The organism is Sneathiella sp. HT1-7, assembly GCF_020731145.1.
In the GTDB taxonomy this organism is placed as follows: Bacteria; Pseudomonadota; Alphaproteobacteria; order Sneathiellales; family Sneathiellaceae; genus Sneathiella.
The window spans coordinates 32,132-49,509 of record NZ_JAJFZN010000004.1 but is presented as its reverse complement, the minus strand read 5'-3'; the positions used below and the strand labels follow the sequence as shown (position 1 = coordinate 49,509).

Annotated in this window: 16 protein-coding genes; 9 read left to right on the top strand and 7 right to left on the bottom strand. The window is 55.0% G+C overall.

Annotated features, from left to right (window positions below; all coding sequences use genetic code 11):
- Positions 1–109: 109 nt before the first annotated feature.
- From LKE13_RS13780 to LKE13_RS13760, 5 genes are all read right to left on the bottom strand, one after another.
- On the bottom strand, positions 110–877 hold the full coding sequence (locus tag LKE13_RS13780; protein WP_227951965.1) for a hypothetical protein: 768 nt from the start codon (positions 875–877) through the stop codon (positions 110–112).
- A gap of 152 nt (positions 878–1,029) precedes the next feature.
- Positions 1,030–3,117, bottom strand: a complete 2,088-nt coding sequence (locus LKE13_RS13775) for an ABC transporter ATP-binding protein (RefSeq protein ID WP_227951964.1) — start codon at positions 3,115–3,117, stop codon at positions 1,030–1,032.
- Between the two features lie 4 nt (positions 3,118–3,121).
- A complete protein-coding gene (locus tag LKE13_RS13770) occupies positions 3,122–4,006 on the bottom strand; it encodes an ABC transporter permease (RefSeq protein ID WP_227951963.1) in 885 nt (294 codons plus the stop codon).
- Between the two features lie 14 nt (positions 4,007–4,020).
- Positions 4,021–4,953, bottom strand: coding sequence for an ABC transporter permease (locus LKE13_RS13765; RefSeq protein WP_227951962.1), 933 nt, complete (start codon positions 4,951–4,953; stop codon positions 4,021–4,023).
- Positions 4,954–5,034: 81 nt separating this feature from the next.
- Entirely contained in the window at positions 5,035–6,711 is a 1,677-nt protein-coding gene (locus LKE13_RS13760) for an ABC transporter substrate-binding protein (protein WP_227951961.1), read from the bottom strand.
- 712 nt (positions 6,712–7,423) lie between these two features.
- Here LKE13_RS13760 and LKE13_RS13755 point away from each other — a divergent pair.
- Complete coding sequence (locus tag LKE13_RS13755; RefSeq protein ID WP_415776540.1) at positions 7,424–8,569, top strand: acyl-CoA dehydrogenase family protein; 1,146 nt, start codon at positions 7,424–7,426, stop codon at positions 8,567–8,569.
- Here LKE13_RS13755 and LKE13_RS13750 read toward each other — a convergent pair.
- Positions 8,544–9,437 (bottom strand): alpha/beta fold hydrolase, encoded by an 894-nt coding sequence (locus tag LKE13_RS13750; protein ID WP_227951959.1) that lies wholly within the window; start codon positions 9,435–9,437, stop codon positions 8,544–8,546. The two genes, LKE13_RS13755 and LKE13_RS13750, sit on opposite strands and share 26 nt — an antisense overlap.
- Positions 9,438–9,576: 139 nt before the next feature.
- On the opposite strand from LKE13_RS13750, the gene LKE13_RS13745 reads away from it, so the two are divergent.
- The 6 genes from LKE13_RS13745 to LKE13_RS13720 all read left to right on the top strand — a co-directional run bounded on the left by LKE13_RS13745 (position 9,577) and on the right by LKE13_RS13720 (position 13,949).
- A complete protein-coding gene (locus tag LKE13_RS13745) occupies positions 9,577–10,077 on the top strand; it encodes a MarR family winged helix-turn-helix transcriptional regulator (RefSeq protein WP_227951958.1) in 501 nt (166 codons plus the stop codon).
- The gene (locus LKE13_RS13740; protein ID WP_227951957.1) at positions 10,070–10,753 is read left to right on the top strand and encodes a GNAT family N-acetyltransferase; all 684 of its coding nucleotides are present in this window, start codon (positions 10,070–10,072) and stop codon (positions 10,751–10,753) included. Before LKE13_RS13745 ends, LKE13_RS13740 begins: the two co-directional genes overlap by 8 nt.
- A gap of 119 nt (positions 10,754–10,872) precedes the next feature.
- The gene (gene sugE, locus LKE13_RS13735; RefSeq protein ID WP_227951956.1) at positions 10,873–11,193 is read left to right on the top strand and encodes a quaternary ammonium compound efflux SMR transporter SugE; all 321 of its coding nucleotides are present in this window, start codon (positions 10,873–10,875) and stop codon (positions 11,191–11,193) included.
- Positions 11,194–11,197: 4 nt separating this feature from the next.
- The gene (locus LKE13_RS13730; RefSeq protein ID WP_227951955.1) at positions 11,198–11,884 is read left to right on the top strand and encodes an RluA family pseudouridine synthase; all 687 of its coding nucleotides are present in this window, start codon (positions 11,198–11,200) and stop codon (positions 11,882–11,884) included.
- 87 nt (positions 11,885–11,971) lie between these two features.
- Complete coding sequence (locus tag LKE13_RS13725) at positions 11,972–12,346, top strand: DUF427 domain-containing protein (RefSeq protein ID WP_227951954.1); 375 nt, start codon at positions 11,972–11,974, stop codon at positions 12,344–12,346.
- A 28-nt stretch (positions 12,347–12,374) separates the two neighbouring features.
- Positions 12,375–13,949 carry a sulfatase-like hydrolase/transferase gene (locus tag LKE13_RS13720; RefSeq protein ID WP_227951953.1) on the top strand — a complete coding sequence of 525 codons (1,575 nt, stop codon included), beginning with the start codon at positions 12,375–12,377 and terminating at the stop codon, positions 13,947–13,949.
- 6 nt (positions 13,950–13,955) lie between these two features.
- Here LKE13_RS13720 and pobA read toward each other — a convergent pair whose 3' ends face one another.
- Positions 13,956–15,137, bottom strand: coding sequence for a 4-hydroxybenzoate 3-monooxygenase (pobA, locus tag LKE13_RS13715; RefSeq protein WP_227951952.1), 1,182 nt, complete (start codon positions 15,135–15,137; stop codon positions 13,956–13,958).
- Between the two features lie 134 nt (positions 15,138–15,271).
- Between pobA and LKE13_RS13710 the strand changes: the two genes are divergently transcribed.
- Both LKE13_RS13710 and nagA read left to right on the top strand, forming a co-directional pair.
- A complete protein-coding gene (locus tag LKE13_RS13710; RefSeq protein ID WP_227951951.1) occupies positions 15,272–16,183 on the top strand; it encodes a BadF/BadG/BcrA/BcrD ATPase family protein in 912 nt (303 codons plus the stop codon).
- On the top strand, positions 16,180–17,310 hold the full coding sequence (gene nagA / locus LKE13_RS13705) for an N-acetylglucosamine-6-phosphate deacetylase (protein WP_227951950.1): 1,131 nt from the start codon (positions 16,180–16,182) through the stop codon (positions 17,308–17,310). The genes LKE13_RS13710 and nagA overlap by 4 nt, the downstream gene beginning before the upstream one ends.
- The last annotated feature ends 68 nt before the right edge of the window (positions 17,311–17,378 follow it).

Below are 17,378 nucleotides of genomic sequence, written 5' to 3'. Positions count from 1 at the left end.
AATAAATGTACCCGGCGTAGGGGGCGCTAAGCCCTCGCGGGTATTTGTAAGCCGGAGAGCCGGGCGACGTGTGCCGGGGGTTAGGTCGGCCCCAAAGGGTTATGTTCCTTCAGAGGCAGCGGTTCAGGATGGCACCGGTGGTATCGGCGGTAAACTCGCCGTGGCGGTTCATGGTACCGATCTTCTGCAGACGATCAGCGGAGATCATGTCCACCATATCAACAGAACCGCTTTTCAGGACTAGGCCGTAGCGCTGGCCGGTCTGCCAGACGGAGGTCAGGGGGGTGCGTGACGCATCCTCGGAAGGGATCAGCTCCCGCTCACCCAGGACAACTTCAACTCCGTCTGTATTGCAAGCCGTGCTCCAGGCACCTCTCAGCCGCAGGGGCACGCGATCGAAGTCCCACACCTTGTCATAGGGGACCTTGATGACTTCAGTAAAGCGTGCACGCAGATTGACGGGCTTGACAATGGGAGCGATCTGGGTCGGCTGTCCCTTGGACGCCTGCTCGGATCCTCTCCCGTCGTCCGCCATGGATGACATGGGAGCCACGATACTATAGGCAAACAGAAAGACGGCGAGCATCGCCCCGCCAAGGGCCATGCTGCCCGCCGCAAATTTCGAATTTTTATAGGCACGGGTGTCGCGAAAGCGGACCCGCTCCGTGATCTCAATTTCATGATAGACGTTGCGATCCTTCTTGCGGGAAAAATACCCGCCGAGAATACGCACGCGCTGACCGCCCCATTCCTCGATGAGTTGGCGGGCGATATCCTGTGCCGGTGTTTCCGCCTCATAACGGCCGAAGCTGCGCCATTTGGTATCGAACAGCGTCTGGACAACAAATTCTGTATAATTGCTTGTATCTGTTGACATTTTTACCCTTCAAACCCACCCGTAAATTGAGTTGAGCCTGAAATTTAGCCAATCAGGATAAAGAAACCGTTAATTTCCGCCTCTTTTTCGGTTGTTTTGAGCATAAAAAAGCGCCCCGAAGAGCGCCTTTTTCTCATTGCTGCGGTCGGGGTTCAGGCGATTTTTTCCTCGCTATGGGTGACAATCACCGGCTCCATCGCGTTCAGAACATCATCTTCCAGATGACAGAGGATTGTATGGCCGCTTGATAGCTCCTTCACCGGCGGCATTTCCGTCTCGCAGATGCTGCCGATCTTGCGCGGGCAGCGGGTCTGGAACGGGCAACCGGGCGGCGGGTTCATGGCCGACGGGATATCGCCCTTCAGGATGATCTGCTTCTGCTCCACCGAGGTGTCGGCAATCGGTACGGCGGACAAAAGCGCCTCCGTATAGGGATGATAGGGCGGCGAGAAAACCTCATCCGTCGTCCCCTGCTCCACGATATGGCCAAGATACATAACGACAACGCGATCAGAGAGATAGCGGACAACACTCAGGTCATGGCTGATGAACAGCAGGGTCGAGCGGAGGTCGTTCTGGATTTCGGTAAGTAGCCCCGTCACCGCCGCCTGAACTGACACATCAAGCGCCGAGACAGGTTCATCCGCGACCACAACCGCCGGATTGCCGGCAAAGGCGCGGGCGATACCGATGCGCTGTTTCTGGCCGCCGGATAGTTGCCGTGGTCGGCGATGGGCAAAATCGCGCGGAAGTTTCACAAGATCAAGCAGTTCATTGACCTTCTCGCGCACCTTGTCCGGATCTTTCTCGACCCCGAACTTGCGAATGACTCGGGCGATCTGGCTGCCAACGGAATGAGATGGGTTCAACGTATCAAACGGGTTCTGGAACACCATCTGCAAATGGCCGACAGTGCGCGCCTTCCGCTTCTGCACGGACACATGGGCGAGGTCTTCACCGTTCAGGATAACCTGACCGTCCGTCGCCTCTTCAAGGCCCATCAATACCTTCGCGAAAGTTGACTTGCCACAGCCGGATTCCCCGACGATGGCAACCGTCTCCGCCTCCCGGGCGTTGAAGTTGATATTCTCGTTCGCCTTCACGGTTTTCACGGCGTCACCGCGGATCATGGAGAAGATCGAGCTTGAGCGAACCTCATAATATTTCTTCATGTTCTTCACATCTAGCACGATCTTGCCGGATTTCACGGATTTCACAGTTACGGCTTCATGATCACCCTCTGCCCAGTCAATATCCTCGAACCGGGCGCAACGGACGGTATGGCCTTCTTCTCCTTCGACGGGACGCATCGGGACTTTTTCCTGATCGCAGGTTCCCGCCTTGAAGAAGGCGCAACGCGGCCCGAAAAAACATCCTTGTGGGCGCTGATGCGGTAGTGGTAACTGCCCCGGAATGGGAACCAGCGGTCTTTCGTTCTTATCCGCACCGGGCAGCGGGATGGAGGCAAACAGGCCGCTCGTATAAGGGTGGCACATCTCGTCAAAGACTTCATTAACCGTGCCGTCCTCAACCGCCTCGCCGGAATACATGACCGTCACCCGGTCGCAGGTATCCAAAATCAGCCCGAGGTTATGGGAAATATAGACCATGGCGGTGCCGAATTCGGCTGAAATTTCCTTCACCAGCTCGACAATTCCCCGCTCCACCGTCACGTCAAGCGCAGTGGTGGGCTCGTCAAGCAGCAGCAGATCAGGTTTAGAGAGGAGCGCCATGGCAATCACCACGCGCTGTTGCTGACCGCCGGAAATCTGATGCGGATAGGCATCCATAATCCGCTTCGGATCGGGGAGCTTCACCGCCTCAAGCAGTTCAAGGGCGCGGGCCTTGGCCTCGCTTACCGTGACATCCTCATGAAAGAGCGGCACTTCGGCCAGCTGGTCCCCGATCTTCATGGAGGGGTTGAGGGATGCCATCGGCTCCTGATAGATCATCGCAATTTTGGAGCCGCGCAGGGCCCGCAGTTCTTCCTCCGACATGGTGCGCATATCGCGGCCATGGAAGAAGATTTCCCCGCTCTTGATATAACCGTTGGAGCCGAGATACTGCATGATGGCAAGGGCAACCGTGGACTTGCCACAGCCGGATTCCCCGACGATGCCGACGCCCTGCCCCGGCATCACTTTCATGTTGAAATCGATGACTGCCGGGATTTCCCCGCCGCGCGTATCGTAGGAGATGCAAAGATTGCGGCATTCCAGAATAGGTGTCTGTTCTTCCATAATCCTAATCCTTCATCGATATTTCGCGCAGACCATCGGCCAGCAGGTTAAACCCGAGGACCAGCGACGAGATTGCCGCAGCCGGGACAATCGCCATATGTCCTGCGAAACTGCCGAGCGGCTGGGTTTCAGCGATCATCTTGCCCCAGTCTGGATCTGGCGGCGGAAGGCCGAGCCCAAGATAGCCGAGCATGGCGATGGTGATCGTCGTATAACCAAGCCGCAGGCAGGCATCGACAATGAGCGGCCCGCGCGCATTCGGGAGCAGTTCCACCAGCATAATATACATGGCGCTTTCGCCCCGGGTCTGGGCGGCGAAGATATAGTCTCGCGTTCGAAGATCGAGCACGAGGCCACGCACGATACGCATGATGCCGGGCGCCGAGGCAAAGGTCACCGCGAGCACGATGTTAAAGCCCGTCGCGCCGAGATAGGTGATGATGATGATGTAAAGCACGATCACCGGAAAGGAGAGCAGCACGTTGGAAATAAAGGAAATTACTTCATCCCACCAGCCGCCGAGATAGCCCGCGACAACGCCCATCAACATGCCGACGATATAGGCGACCGCCGTTGCCGTCGTCGCCCAGATCAGGACTTGCTGTGCGCCGAAGATGACGCGTGAGAGAATATCGCGGCCCTTGTGATCGGTGCCGAGCCAGTAAAGCCCGCCGTCTCTTGCGTCTGACAGCGGCATTTTAAAGGGTTCCAGCGGCGCGTTCGGATCATAGAGCGGGAGGATCGGCGCGAGGATCGCGAGGATCACCCAGAACAGGATCAGCGAGAGCCCGAAGATGGCAATCGGGCTTTCCCGAAGCAATCCGACTGATTTGAAGAATTTGGACATCGCCGAGGGCGACGTATCGTTTGATTGAATTTCTGCGGTCATATCAACGCCCTCCTTTATGTGAACCGAATGCGCGGATTAAGCAGCGTATAGCCGATATCCGAGATGAATTGCGAGAACACGGCGACGAACACCGCGACCAGGGTACAGGCCTCAATCACGAAAATATCGCCGAACAGCGCGGCATCGAGAAGGAGTTTTCCGAAGCCTTTATAGGCGAAGAAAACCTCAACCACGATCACACCTGAGAGCAGCCAGTTCAGCTGCAGGATGATCACCGTGAAGGGGGCGATCAGGGCATTGCGAAGCGCATGTTTCATGATGACGCGTCGGTAAGGTATCCCCTTCAACACCGCCGTGCGAATATAATGGGAGGTCATGACTTCCGCCATGGAGGCTCGGGTCATGCGTGTTGTATAGCCGAAGCCATACATGACCAGCACAAAGACAGGCAGGAATATCTCCGCCCAGCTAAACCCGCTGGTCATTGCGGAGGTTCCGGGGAGCCAACCTAACCAGAAGACGAAGATAGCGGAGAAGAAGGTCGCAGAGGCAAACTCCGGCACCGATGTTGTGAGGACTGACCCCACCGAGACCACCCGGTCCTGTATCGATCCCTCCTTCATTCCGGCGATCACACCCAACGTTAAGGAGAGCGGGATCATGAAGAGCATATAGAGCCCCGCAAGAATGGCGGTATTCCCAAGCCGGGGCCAGAGCACGTCGGCGACCGGGGATTTATACTGGATAGAATAGCCGAAATCACCCGTAAGCGCATTACCAACCCAAGTGACATAGCGTTCCAGAAACGGCTCGTTATAGCCATTCTGGTCCAGCCAGAGCTCGCGTTGTTCTGTGTTTGAATACGGTCCGAGGACCTTGCCGGCAACGGAAAGTTTATCGGATTCAAAAATGGCAAAAAGTGTAAAAGAGACGATGACCATAATCAGGGCCATTGAGAGAAATCGACGGAATGCCAGTATCAGCATATTATTGCTCCCCCCGGGGCAAAATGGCGCTAAAAACAGATAAGGGCGATATTATATCGCCCTTATCTTCAATTCCCGATTTTAGCTGTCGAGCCAAACCTTATAAAACTGATGGTACTGGGTTGGATGCGCTTCCACATTCATGACCTTTTCACTGGCCAGGAAGAATTTCGGCTGCCAGAGCGGCTGAATCATAATGGCGTCATCCTGGAGGATTTTTTCAACTTCCTCCATGGCGGCTTTACGTTTTTCCGCATCAACCAATGCTTCCGCTTTATCGAGTGCTTTTTCGAATGCGGGGTTGCTATAGGCCGTTTCGTTCCACGGAACACCGGAACGATAGGCAAGGCTCAAGACCATTGTGCCAAGCGGGCGATGGGTCCAGGCGGTGAGACCGAACGGTGTCGTTGCCCAGACTTCCCAGTATTTGGAGGCCGGCATCAGGTTGAGGTTGAGGGTGATCCCCGCATCCGCAGCCTGATCCTTCAGGATTTCACAAACCTGCTGCTGCCATGGGCCGTTGGTATTACCAACATCGATGGTCAGCTCCAGCCCGTCCGGATATCCCGCCTCAGCCAGCAGGAGCTTGGCTTTGTCGATATCCCGCTCAGGGCGGTTGAGTGGGTAATATTCCGGATGGATCGGAGACACATGGTGATGTTCACCAACATCGCCGCGTCCCTGATAGACAAGCTCGTTAAATTTTTCCGCATCAACACAAGCCATCAAGGCCTGACGGACACGCTTGTCGTCAAACGGCTTCTGCGTGATATTCATACGCATCACACCAGTCTGTGCGGTCCGGGCTTCAAGGATTTTCATCCCCGGAATGGACTTCGCCATGCCGAGAGAGGCAATGTCAAATTCGTAGTTCATATCCACCTGACCGGAAGCGACGGCGGCCAACTGCGCGGCAGAACCGGCACCATGGTCAAAGTAATGAATTTCATCGAGATAGACTTCCCCGCCCCAGTATGGCTGGTCAACCCGTTTCAGGATGGCCTTCTCCCCAACGGCGAATTCAACCAGCGTGAACGGACCAGTGCCGTTCGGCTGTTCGACGATATTGCCCTTGAAGTCACGGTGGACGATCATCGTTGGATAGTTATAAAGATTTTCCGGAATGGACAGGACCGGCGAGTTCAGATTGAGGCGGATCGTGTAGTCATCAACCTTTTCAAGCGCGCCTTCCGTCATGACTTTCTTGGCATCATCCCCCTCACCGACAGTGGTCAGCATGGAATCAAACAGGCCCACGTTTGAGGAGCCGGTTGCCGGATCGAGCCAACGGGTGAAGTTGAACATCACGTCATCGGCATTGAAGTCATCGCCGTTATGCCATTTCACGCCCTTACGGAGCTTGAATGTCCAGGTCTTGAGATCATCGGATGCAGACCAGCTTTCCGCAAGATACGGACGGGTCACATTGTCAGCGCCTGTAATGACAAGATATTCGCACATCTGGCGCGCAACATTCGACGGGGGTGTCCAGCTGTAGACGGCCGGATCATTCATTTCCTGGACTTCCATGGAAACTTTCAGGATGCCACCCTTCTTAGGTTCGGCGGCCTTGGCTTCAATCGTCGGATCTGCCATGCCAACGATGGAATAAGCGGCGGCGGCCGACAGGCCAAGCAGTGTTGATGTTCTCAGGAATTCGCGGCGGTCCATCTTGCCGCTCTTATATTGTTCCGTGACATCTTCGATCAGGGGATGGATGCGCCCTGGCGCTTCATGATCCATCTTTTTGACTGACATACGAGATAACTCCCTATCTTAGGTTAAATTTTCGATTTGTGGTTACTTGGTTAATTTTATTTTTATAATATGACTGTCACATTTTTTCAGCAGCCATTTTGTTCATTTTGCGACTATAATTTTCCTGTTCAACGCAAATTATGCCGCAATTTCAATCCTTTTCGACTTTGTTAACGCATAGCATAATGAAACGAAGCGCAACTCGTCAATGGAGATAGCAAAAAATATTATTTACTCATAAAAATATTAAAAAAAGCAGGATGTTTCAAATTATTAAAAGTATAGTTATAATTAAAAACATCCATATTATTATGTATTTATTTTAATAACGGTTATCTACTGAAAATAATTTTGTTGACATACTCAAAGAAAAGCAAACATTGCGTAATTAAATGATATTTATCTATTTTTTACTTATATCTTATGAAGTAATAATATATAGGATTACTGTCTCGTTACAGAAACGCAAACCACCCTACTACCATCCAAGCCCATAGCCTGAACCTTTTAAAAAATAAGAGCCGACAGGGAAAAATCAAATAGACGGCTAAAAACACTCATATCCTTATTTTCCTGCGGGCAATAAAAACCGGCATCGGTCCGTCCGTATTTGCCAAATCAAATTGACTATTCTGTCAGCAATAATTTACATCCCCACAGCGGGGCATTATAAAGGATCGAGTAATAAAAATAACAATAACAAGATGGAACCATCATGCAACGCGAACTATTCAGTGAAGAACATAATCTCTTTCGGGCCTCCGCCCGCCGCTTTGTCGAGGAGCGGATTGCCCCCTTCCATGCCCAGTGGGAAAAAGACGGCCAGGTAAGCCGCGAAGTCTGGCAGGAAGCTGGCGAAGGCGGCTTTCTCTGTTGCTCAGTACCTGAGGAATATGGCGGCGCGGGCGGCGACTTCCTGTTTGGCGCGATCTTCCTGGAGGAACTGGCGCGCGCCGGAACGAGCGGCCCCTCCTTCCATCTGCATTCGGAGATTGTCGCGCCCTATATCACCGCCTATGGCACGGAAGAACAGAAAAAGCATTGGCTTCCCAAGCTGGTGAAAGGCGAAGCGATTGCCGCCGTCGCCATGAGTGAGCCCGGTGCAGGATCGGATTTGCAGAATATCCGGACAACTGCCATCGCCGATGGTGACGACTATGTGATCAACGGCCAGAAGGTGTTTATCAGCAATGGCCAGCTTGCCGATCTTATCGTGGTTGCCTGCAAGACGGACCCGAATGCGGGTGGCAAAGGTGTTTCCCTTGTCCTGGTCGAGGGCGACCGCGAAGGCTTTTCGCGAGGGCGTAACCTTGAGAAGGTCGGGTATAAGGCGCAGGACACCTCGGAGCTGTTCTTCAATGATGTGCGGGTGCCAAAATCCAACCTGCTCGGCGTCGAGGGGCGCGGCTTCAAGCAGCTGATGCAGCAGCTCCCGCAGGAACGGCTGGTCATCGCTGTCCGATCCGCCACCAGCATCGAGACCGCGCTGGAATGGACGGTCGAGTATACAAAGGAACGAAAGGCATTCGGCCAGAGCATCGCCGAGTTCCAGAATACCCGCTTCAAGCTCGCCGAGATCAAGTCAAAGGCCGTGATGATGCGTGCCTTTGTTGATCGTTGTATCGCGGCGCATCTAAAAGGCGAGCTTGATTCCGTCACCGCCGCCATGGCGAAGATGCAATCGACGGAGGTTCTCTGGGATGTGCTTGATGACTGCGTGCAGCTGCATGGCGGCTATGGCTATATGTGGGAATACCCGATCTGCCGCGCCTGGGCCGATAACCGCATGGCCCGCATTGCCGGTGGCACCACGGAAATCATGAAGGAAATTATCAGCCGCGACCTGCTTGCCGATTAAGAAAGTCCAGCAACCGGGCACTCGTCTCTTCCCGCGCGTCTTCCTGCACAATATGGGAGGCACCGGGAAGAGTATGAAGTTCGGCTTCTGGCAGCAGATCGCAGAGAGCTTCACACAGCCGATGAAATAGCGGCGGACTCTCCGCCCCTGCCAGCAGCAGGGTCGGGATCGTGAGGCGTTTTATCTCGGCAACATCCAGGCTAGGAAAATTACCCCCCAACATCTGTGCCTTGTCGGTGGCGCGGTTTTCCCAAATTTGCGCATAGCGCGCCTCTGATAATGTCGCGAATTTTTCGGGCCCCAGCACGCCCTTGCCGAATATCTCGATGGCGGCCTTGTCATCCCCTCGCCTAAAGGCTTTTTCGACAGGGGCCATGACGCCGACGCCAAACTTGAGAATGGCGATGGCGGTGCGCGGGTCGCGGAACATCAGCGACACAATCTGCGACAACTTTGGCGGCACATCGGTAAACAGTGGCAGGACTGGCGGCTCGATCAGGGTCATGGACAGGAACCTCTCCGGTTTCTGCAAGGCCAGCAACAAAACGATCAACCCGCCCCAGGAATGGCCGACCAGATGCGCTGGATTTAATTTAAGTTTGTCCATCAGTTGCGCAAGGTCGTTCACATGAACATCAACGGGGTCATCGGCGCCATCGGGTAAGGGCGCGTTGGGCCGGGCGAAGCGGCGGCTATAGGTAATGACCCGGAACTTTCGTGATAGTGCCGGTAACTGCCCTGACCATGTCCGGATATCCGATGCCGCGCCATGGACGAGGACGACCGGCGCACCCGTCCCGTTATCGTCATAGGCAAGGGAAACGCCGTCCAGTTCCAGTCTTGCCAGCAATGCGAAGGGATCCTCCATGAAAAGAGACTACCATATACCCCGCTCGCGGTGAACCGCATTAAACCGCCGTCCTGGCCCCTGTCCGGTTTCAGGGAATTGACAATTTATATAACCTGTTATATTTTATGTTATGGATATAGCGACATCGGGAAAGGCAATGGTTGAAGATTTTGTTCGCGGCAAGGGCTATCTTACCCTCGGCACGCGGTTCAAGCGCATCGGGGATCGGTTGCAGGCGGATGTCCAGCAGTTAATTGACGCGGAGGGTATGGCGGTGCAGACGGGGCAATACCCCCTCCTCGCCGCGCTGGACGAGATAGGTCCGATGACGGTTGGGGATCTCGCCGCCGCGCTCGGCGTCAGTCAGCCCGGCGTCACCCGCAGCGTCGGCCAGCTTGCCAAACAGGGCGTCGTGACGGTCCGGCGCGGATCGCGCGATCAGCGGAAAAGAAGCGTCGAGTTGACGGCGAAAGGCCGGATGCTGGTCGCCGACGGACGCCGCACGATCTGGCCCCTGATCGAGGCACATCTTGCCGATATCTGCGCCGACACGGACGGTCCGCTCCTCGATCAGCTCGACGCGCTTGAGACCCGCCTGCAGGAAAAATCGCTCTATACCCGTGTCAAGGAAACGAAGGAGGGCATTAAAAATGGATGACCATATTCTCGACCGGCCGATCTGGAACTCGCTCACCACCGTGCACGCCCCCTTCGCGATTGGCGACGGCGGCGCCCGCCGCTTCACGCCGACTGTCAGTATCTTCGCCGGGGTTAGGGATGAGAGCGCGGACAGCCTTGCCTCCCTCACCCGCCTGATGCCTGAAGAGGGGAATCTCTTCCTGATCCAGGTAGCACCGGTTGTCCTGCCGGATGGCCTTCGCGCCGCCAAGGCCGCGGAAGGCTGCCAGATGCTGCTGGAAAAGCTGACGATACCGACAACGAGCGCGCCTGAAATCCAGCCTCTGACCGAGGTCGATGCGAAAGATATGTTCGAACTTGCGACGCTGACAAAGCCCGGCCCGTATCTTCGCGACACCCGCCTTCTCGGCGATTTCTGGGGCGTGAAGGAGGACGGCAGGCTCATCGCCATGGCGGGGGAGCGGTTCAAGCATCCAGGATATAGTGAGATAAGCGGCGTCTGCACCCATCCCGATTATCTTGGCCGCGGCCTCGCCCATGCGCTTTGCGTGAAGGTGGCGGAGCAGATTTTGGCGCGCGGGGATCAGCCGTACTTACAGGTTTTCGCAACCAATACACGCGCCATTCGCGTCTATGAGAATCTCGGCTTCCGCACGCGCACGAAGGTCAATGCGGTGATGCTGGAGCGCGCCTGACTATCGCTGTCAATTCCCCTTGCGCGCTTTCGACTCATATATTATCTAGGCGGGGAAAGGGACGACCCTCTCATGAGTATGATTTCCGGGACGACCCGGGCATTTGATGGAGCCATGAAATGGCCTGGATCTACCTTGTCGCCGCCGGCCTCCTTGAAGTTGTGTGGGCATATTCCATGAAACAGTCAGAGGGGTTTTCCCGCCTGACACCGAGTGTTATCACCATCGTCACCATGATCGCGAGTTTCGCGCTTCTCTCGCTGGCCATGCGCACCCTCCCCCTCGGGACGGCCTATACGGTCTGGACGGGGATCGGCGCAGTTGGCGCGTTCCTTGTCGGAATATTCGTGATGGGAGAGCTGGCAAGCCCGATGCGGGTTGCCGCTGCCTTGCTCATTGTTTCCGGCCTTGTGCTGATGAAAATGTCATCGGACGCATGAGTTAATGATGCCGATGCATTCATACGACCCGCCGATCGCACAGCCAAGTGACATCATTTTTGAAGATGAACATCTGCTGGCGCTCAACAAGCCGAGCGGGCTTCTCTCCGTCCCCGGACGCGGAGACCATTTGAGCGACTGTGCGGAGGCGCGGGCGAAAGCGCATGACCGCAATGCACGCACGGTTCACCGGCTGGACATGGATACCTCTGGCATATTGCTGTTCGGCAAGGGCGCGGAGGAACATCGGCGCCTAAGTCTCCTCTTTGCGTCTCGGAAGGTCCATAAGCGCTATCTCGCCTGGGTCGATGGGTATCTGTCAGACGAAGAAGGAGAGATTGACCTGCCGCTCGGAGCGGACTGGCCGAACCGCCCGCTGCAAAAAGTCGATATGGAAACGGGCAAAGCCTCCCTCACCTGCTGGCGGGTGCTGGAGAAGCGTGATGAGGCAACTCTGCTCGCGCTTTATCCAAAAACCGGCCGCACCCATCAACTTCGCCTTCATTGTGCGGCCATCGGCCATGCCATCCTTGGGGATCGTTTCTATGCTGAGACACGCATTCGCAAACGCGCGAACCGGTTGCAGCTTCACGCGGAAAGCCTTGAGTTTCACCATCCAATGTCAGAAGAATTAATAACACTAAAGGCGCCGGTCGACCTTTCCGGCCCAATGATTGCCAAAATCCAATAAAAACATCCTTGTATTCATGTGATAAGCGCGGCCATACTAAGCGCCCGTCCCGCCATGTGATAAGGAGACAAAAACTTGGAAACAGAAATGACGGATGACGTCTCTGAACCCTCTCCCGGTTTCGCCAAGAACCCCGATTATCGGATTGTTCTGGAACGACCGGAGCGGGAATTTGTTGCCGCATTGCATGGGGAAACCATCGCCCGCAGCAACCGCGCGATTATCCTGCGGGAGGGCGATTACCCGCCACTGGTCTATTTTCCGCCCGAAGACGTCCGCCTTGATCAAGCGGCAATGACGGATAAGGACACCTATTGCCCCTATAAAGGCATGGCGAGTTACTGGAGTTTCGGGACCGAGGCCAATCTCGCCTGGTCCTATGAGGAACCGTTTACGGAGATGCTCGATATCAAGGGTTATGTTTCTTTCTATATGGACCGGCTGGACGATCCTGTGATCTGATCATTATCAATTAAAGAAAAGAGAAGAAATGGGTAGCGTCAGAAATATCCTCTTCATCATGTGTGATCAACTCCGCGCCGATTACCTCGGCTGCGCCGGTCATCCATCCATCAAAACCCCGAATATAGACGCCTTGGCGCAACGCGGCGTCCTGTTCCCCAATGCCTTCTGTCAGGCACCGGTCTGTGGTTCGTCGCGGATGTCATTTTATACCGGGCGTTATGTGCAGTCCCATGGCGCGACCTATAACAACGTACCGCTCAGTATCGGGGAGCCGACGCTCGGCGATCATATGCGAGAGTTAGGTGTCTCCACCGGACTTGTTGGCAAGACCCATATGGCGGCGGATGCCGCAGGCATGAAACGGCTTGGCATCGACCGGGGCAGCGTTCAAGGCACCCTTGCCGCGGAATGCGGGTTTGAGCCATGGGAGCGCGATGACGGTCTTCACCCCGATGCCTCCACCGATCCGAACCTCGCCTATAATGTCTATTTGCGCGATCAGGGGTATGACGGGGATAACCCCTGGCATACTTACGCGAACTCCGGCGTCAATGAAAAGGGCGAAGTGGTCAGCGGATGGTATCTTCGCAATGCGCATCTGCCCGCACGTGTGGACAAGGCGCATTCGGAAACCGCCTATATGACGAACCGCGCCATGAGCAAGATCACCGAGCTCGCCGATACACCCTGGTGCCTGCATCTCAGCTATATCAAGCCGCATTGGCCCTATATCGCGCCAGCGCCCTACCACGATATGTACTCGCCGCAAGATGTGATTGCCGCCAATCGCGGAGAAAAAGAGCGGGCAAATCCGCATCCGGTGATCGAGGCCTTTATGGCACATGAGGAAAGTGTGAATTTCTCCGATGAGGAAAAGCGCCGCCATGTCATCCCTGCCTATATGGGATTGATCACGGAGATTGACGATAACATCGGCCGGGTGATGAGCTTCCTTGAAGAACAGGGACGGCTTGACGATACACTGATTGTGCTCACCAGTGATCATGGTGATTATCTCGGCGATCACTGGCTCGGCGAGAAGGAAATGTTCCATGAGGAAAGCGTGCGCATCCCGATGATCGTCAGCCACCCGGGCCATGATTGCGCCGGGACGCGCGGCAGCGAACTTCATACCCTGATCGAGGCGATTGACCTCATCCCGACCTTTATCGACGCTCTCGGCGGTGAAGCGAAGCCGCATCAGCTGGAAGGGAAATCCTTCCTGCCGCTTCTTGAGGGAAATAATAGCTCTGAATGGCGCGATTTTGTTATCAGCGAGGCAGACTATTCCTGGCGAGGCGCACGTCTTTCGCTTGAGCTACCGCCGGATCAGGCCCGTGCCTATATGCTCCGGACCGAACGGTGGAAATATATCTCATACGACAATTTCCGACCGCAGCTTTTCGATTTACAAAAAGATCCTGACGAATTGATTGATCTTGGGGAAAGCGACTTACACAAGGAAATCCGCGCTGAGATGGAAGAGCGGCTCAATCACTGGCTCCGCCACCGGCGAAATCGCACGACGACGTCGCATGAAGAAATCGAAAAGAAGACTGACACCGCGAAAAAACGCGGCATCTATTTCGGCGTCTGGTAGCCGTCCTTATACAATTTCTTCATAAGGAAGCCCGACATATTGCTCGGCGAGGATACGTCGGCGGTGTTCACAGGCGAGGAAAAAGCTGATTTCGGAATCGCGGATCTTGTCCTCGATGCTGTCGCGGTAGAAGTGATGCAGCATATTGGTCATCCACCAGGAGAAGCGCACCCCGTTCCATACCCGGCGAAGGGCAATTTCGCTGTAGCGGGCCGTGAGATCCTTGCGCCCCTCCTTATAGGTCTTTACCAGAATGCGATAGAGCGTATTGACATCACTTGCCGCGAGGTTGAGCCCCTTTGCCCCTGTCGGCGGGACGATATGGGCGGCATCACCAAGCAGGAACATATTGCCATACTGCATCGGCTCAACCACAAAACTGCGAAGCGGCGCAATACTCTTCTCGATCGATGGTCCCGTCACCAGCCGCGCCGCCGCATCATCCGGAATACGACGTTTAAGTTCTTCCCAAAAGCGGTCATCGGACCAGTTCTCGACTTTCTCATCCAGCGGCACCTGAACATAATATCGGCTCCGTGTTTCGGAACGCTTACTGCAAAGCGCGAACCCTTCGTCACTTTTCACATAAATTAATTCGTAATCGACCGGGGGCGTATCTGAAAGAAGGCCAAGCCAGCCGAACGGATATACTCTTTCATACTCTTTGAGCACACCGGCAGGAATACTCGGGCGGCAAACTCCGTGGGATCCGTCACAACCGGCTATATAGTCGCAATCAATTCGATGTTTCTCCCCGTCTTTTTCGAAGGTGACATATGGCTTATCGCTCTTCATGTCATGGGGAGTAACATTCTTCGCGTCATAGAAGGAAATCTGGCCCGACGCATTCCGCGCATCCATCAGGTCATGAGTTATTTCTGTCTGGCCATAGACGGTGACGGATTTTCCGCCCGTCAATTCAGTCAGATTAATGGTGTGATATTCCTCATGAACGGCGATATCAACTTCATGATGGACTTCACCCTCGCGCAGCATACGTTCGGCCACACCGGCTTCTTTCATCAAGTCAACAAATCCCTGCTCAATTACGCCGGCGCGTATCCGTTCAAGGATATATCCCGGACTCACCCGATCAAGAATAATATTATCTATGCCTTGAGTATGGAGTAACTGACCTAACAGGAGGCCCGCCGGACCGCTCCCGATTATCGCGACTTGCGTTTTCATTTAATTTTTCCTAATCACAGCATTGCAGCCTGTCATTTTTCCAATACTATAGGGAGGATCAATTGATCCTAATTTCAATTTGAAACAAAGGGAATAAGAAATTCCTTTAAGCTTGGGACGGGCAACGGTTTTACATGACAGGAGCGGATGACACACCGGTCTATCTGGCGGCAGATTGCGGTGGTAGCAATTGCCGTGTCCGCCTGTACGACCAGGATGGCACCATGCTTTGCGAAGGGCATGGCGGACCAGCCAATGCCTCTCTCGGGTTGAATGCAGTGCTGAGCGAAATTTTCCGTGCCACCCGTAATGCTCTTTCTAAGCTGGACGGGTTGTCGATTCCCCTTTCCCGCCTGCATGCAGGTTTTGCCATGGCCGGATTGGTCGAGGCTGAGCGCCGGGAGGAATTCCTGCGCGTCACCCATCCGTTTGCCTCCATGACTGCAGAGACGGATGCCTTCGTCGCCCAGCTTGGGGCTTTTGCTGGCGGAGATGGCGGCTTGCTGATCACCGGCACCGGCTCCTGCGCCTTCGCGGTGCAAGGTGACGAAAAATTCTATATCGGCGGATGGGGCTTTCCCGTTTCCGATCAGGGGTCGGGCGCGCGCCTCGGTCATCTTGCCGTGCGCCGGGCGCTGCAGGCCTATGATGACATCCTGCCGTCCTCCCCCTTTTGCAAGAAACTGCTGTCGGAAGTCGGGGCCCATCCGGCTGAGGTTTCCTGTTGGGCCCGCACGGCAAGGCCTGTTGATTATGGCGCGTTTGCGGGCCTCGTCATCGAATATGCGGAAAAAGAGGATGAGGTGGCAAAGAGCCTTGTCCGGACCATCGCCGAAGAAGTCAATCAGCTAATCCGCGCCCTTGTGAGAAGAGATGTGAAGGAAATACATCATGTCGGCGGGCTGGCCGAACCGATCCGCCCCTGGCTCGACAAGGCGCATGGCCGCTATGTGGCCCAGCCGCGTGGCGATGTTTTCGACGGCGCGCTCCGGCTGATTAACAACCGGACGGGCCTGATCAATAAGACCGGCACGGTACGCTCATGAAAAAGGCGCTCATAAACGCGGAAATTCTGACCGGACATAGCTGGCAGGATGAACTTACGTTGCTGATCGACGACGGACGGATTGCGGGCCTCTGTCGGGAATCTGATTGCCCTGCCGGGTATGAATGCGAGAATTATGACGGATATCGCTTGCTTCCCGGTTTTATCGATACGCAGGTCAATGGCGGCGGCGGGGTTATGTTGAACAATGCGACAAACCTTGAGGACATTGCCACTATTGCTGCTGCCCATCGGAAATTCGGCACCACGGCAATGCTCCCGACCCTGATCACCGATAGCTGGGAAAAGATGGAGCGTATCGCCGCCCTGATCCGGGAGGCGATTGCGCAAGACATGCCCGGAATTCTCGGTATCCATTTCGAAGGGCCCTATCTCAACCCGGCGCGTAAAGGCGTCCATGATGAAGCACATATTCGCGACATTGACGACCGTTTTGTCGATCTCGTGGCTGCGGGCGATCTGGGCAAGGTATTGGTGACGCTCGCACCAGAAAAAACCCCGCTGGAGATTATTCGGGAACTGACAGCGAAAGGCGTGCATGTCTCTGCCGGACATAGTACCGCGAGCTTTAAAGAAATGCAGGCGGCGATAGAGGCCGGACTGACAGGCGTCACCCATCTTTACAATGCCATGCCCCCGATGGAGAGCCGCGCGCCCGGTCTCATTGGGGCGGCGCTAAATTCCCCGGACGTTTATTGTGGTATTATTAATGATGGTCACCATGTGCATCCGGCAACCCTGAAAGCAGCCCTCGCCGTAAAAGGCCTTGATCATATGATGCTGGTCACGGATGCCATGTCCACCATTGGGACAGAAGAAATCCATCTCACACTTGGTGAGACTGATATCACTCTCAAGGATGGTCGATTGACCACGAAGGATGGCACGCTCGCTGGCTCCGCGCTTGATATGGCGGCGGCAGTGCGCAATGCGGTCACCCTGTTGGATCTCCCGCTGGAGGAAGCGGTAATAATGGCAACGTCTAGCCCGGCGGCATTCCTTGGCCTCGAAAAGACGCATGGTCGGATTGCGGCCGGAATGCGCGCTGATATCGTAGCCGTTAGAGAGGATATGACGGTTGTAAAAAGCTGGATTGCGGGGCAATAGAGCCGCAGTTTATCAATTGACTCCCGGCGGGATATCCAAGTAGATAAAGGCCAAAATCACGCGATCCA

Bases quoted from the DNA above. Each gene is read 5' to 3' on its own strand.
- LKE13_RS13780 (WP_227951965.1), bottom strand. From the start codon at position 877: ATGTCAACAGATACAAGCAATTATACAGAATTTGTTGTCCAGACGCTG.
- LKE13_RS13775 (WP_227951964.1), bottom strand. From the start codon at position 3,117: ATGGAAGAACAGACACCTATTCTGGAATGCCGCAATCTTTGCATCTCC.
- LKE13_RS13770 (WP_227951963.1), bottom strand. From the start codon at position 4,006: ATGACCGCAGAAATTCAATCAAACGATACGTCGCCCTCGGCGATGTCC.
- LKE13_RS13765 (WP_227951962.1), bottom strand. From the start codon at position 4,953: ATGCTGATACTGGCATTCCGTCGATTTCTCTCAATGGCCCTGATTATG.
- LKE13_RS13760 (WP_227951961.1), bottom strand. From the start codon at position 6,711: ATGTCAGTCAAAAAGATGGATCATGAAGCGCCAGGGCGCATCCATCCC.
- LKE13_RS13750 (WP_227951959.1), bottom strand. From the start codon at position 9,437: ATGGAGGATCCCTTCGCATTGCTGGCAAGACTGGAACTGGACGGCGTT.
- LKE13_RS13745 (WP_227951958.1), top strand. From the start codon at position 9,577: ATGGTTGAAGATTTTGTTCGCGGCAAGGGCTATCTTACCCTCGGCACG.
- LKE13_RS13740 (WP_227951957.1), top strand. From the start codon at position 10,070: ATGGATGACCATATTCTCGACCGGCCGATCTGGAACTCGCTCACCACC.
- sugE (WP_227951956.1), top strand. From the start codon at position 10,873: ATGGCCTGGATCTACCTTGTCGCCGCCGGCCTCCTTGAAGTTGTGTGG.
- LKE13_RS13730 (WP_227951955.1), top strand. From the start codon at position 11,198: ATGATGCCGATGCATTCATACGACCCGCCGATCGCACAGCCAAGTGAC.
- LKE13_RS13725 (WP_227951954.1), top strand. From the start codon at position 11,972: ATGACGGATGACGTCTCTGAACCCTCTCCCGGTTTCGCCAAGAACCCC.
- LKE13_RS13720 (WP_227951953.1), top strand. From the start codon at position 12,375: ATGGGTAGCGTCAGAAATATCCTCTTCATCATGTGTGATCAACTCCGC.
- pobA (WP_227951952.1), bottom strand. From the start codon at position 15,137: ATGAAAACGCAAGTCGCGATAATCGGGAGCGGTCCGGCGGGCCTCCTG.
- LKE13_RS13710 (WP_227951951.1), top strand. From the start codon at position 15,272: ATGACAGGAGCGGATGACACACCGGTCTATCTGGCGGCAGATTGCGGT.
- nagA (WP_227951950.1), top strand. From the start codon at position 16,180: ATGAAAAAGGCGCTCATAAACGCGGAAATTCTGACCGGACATAGCTGG.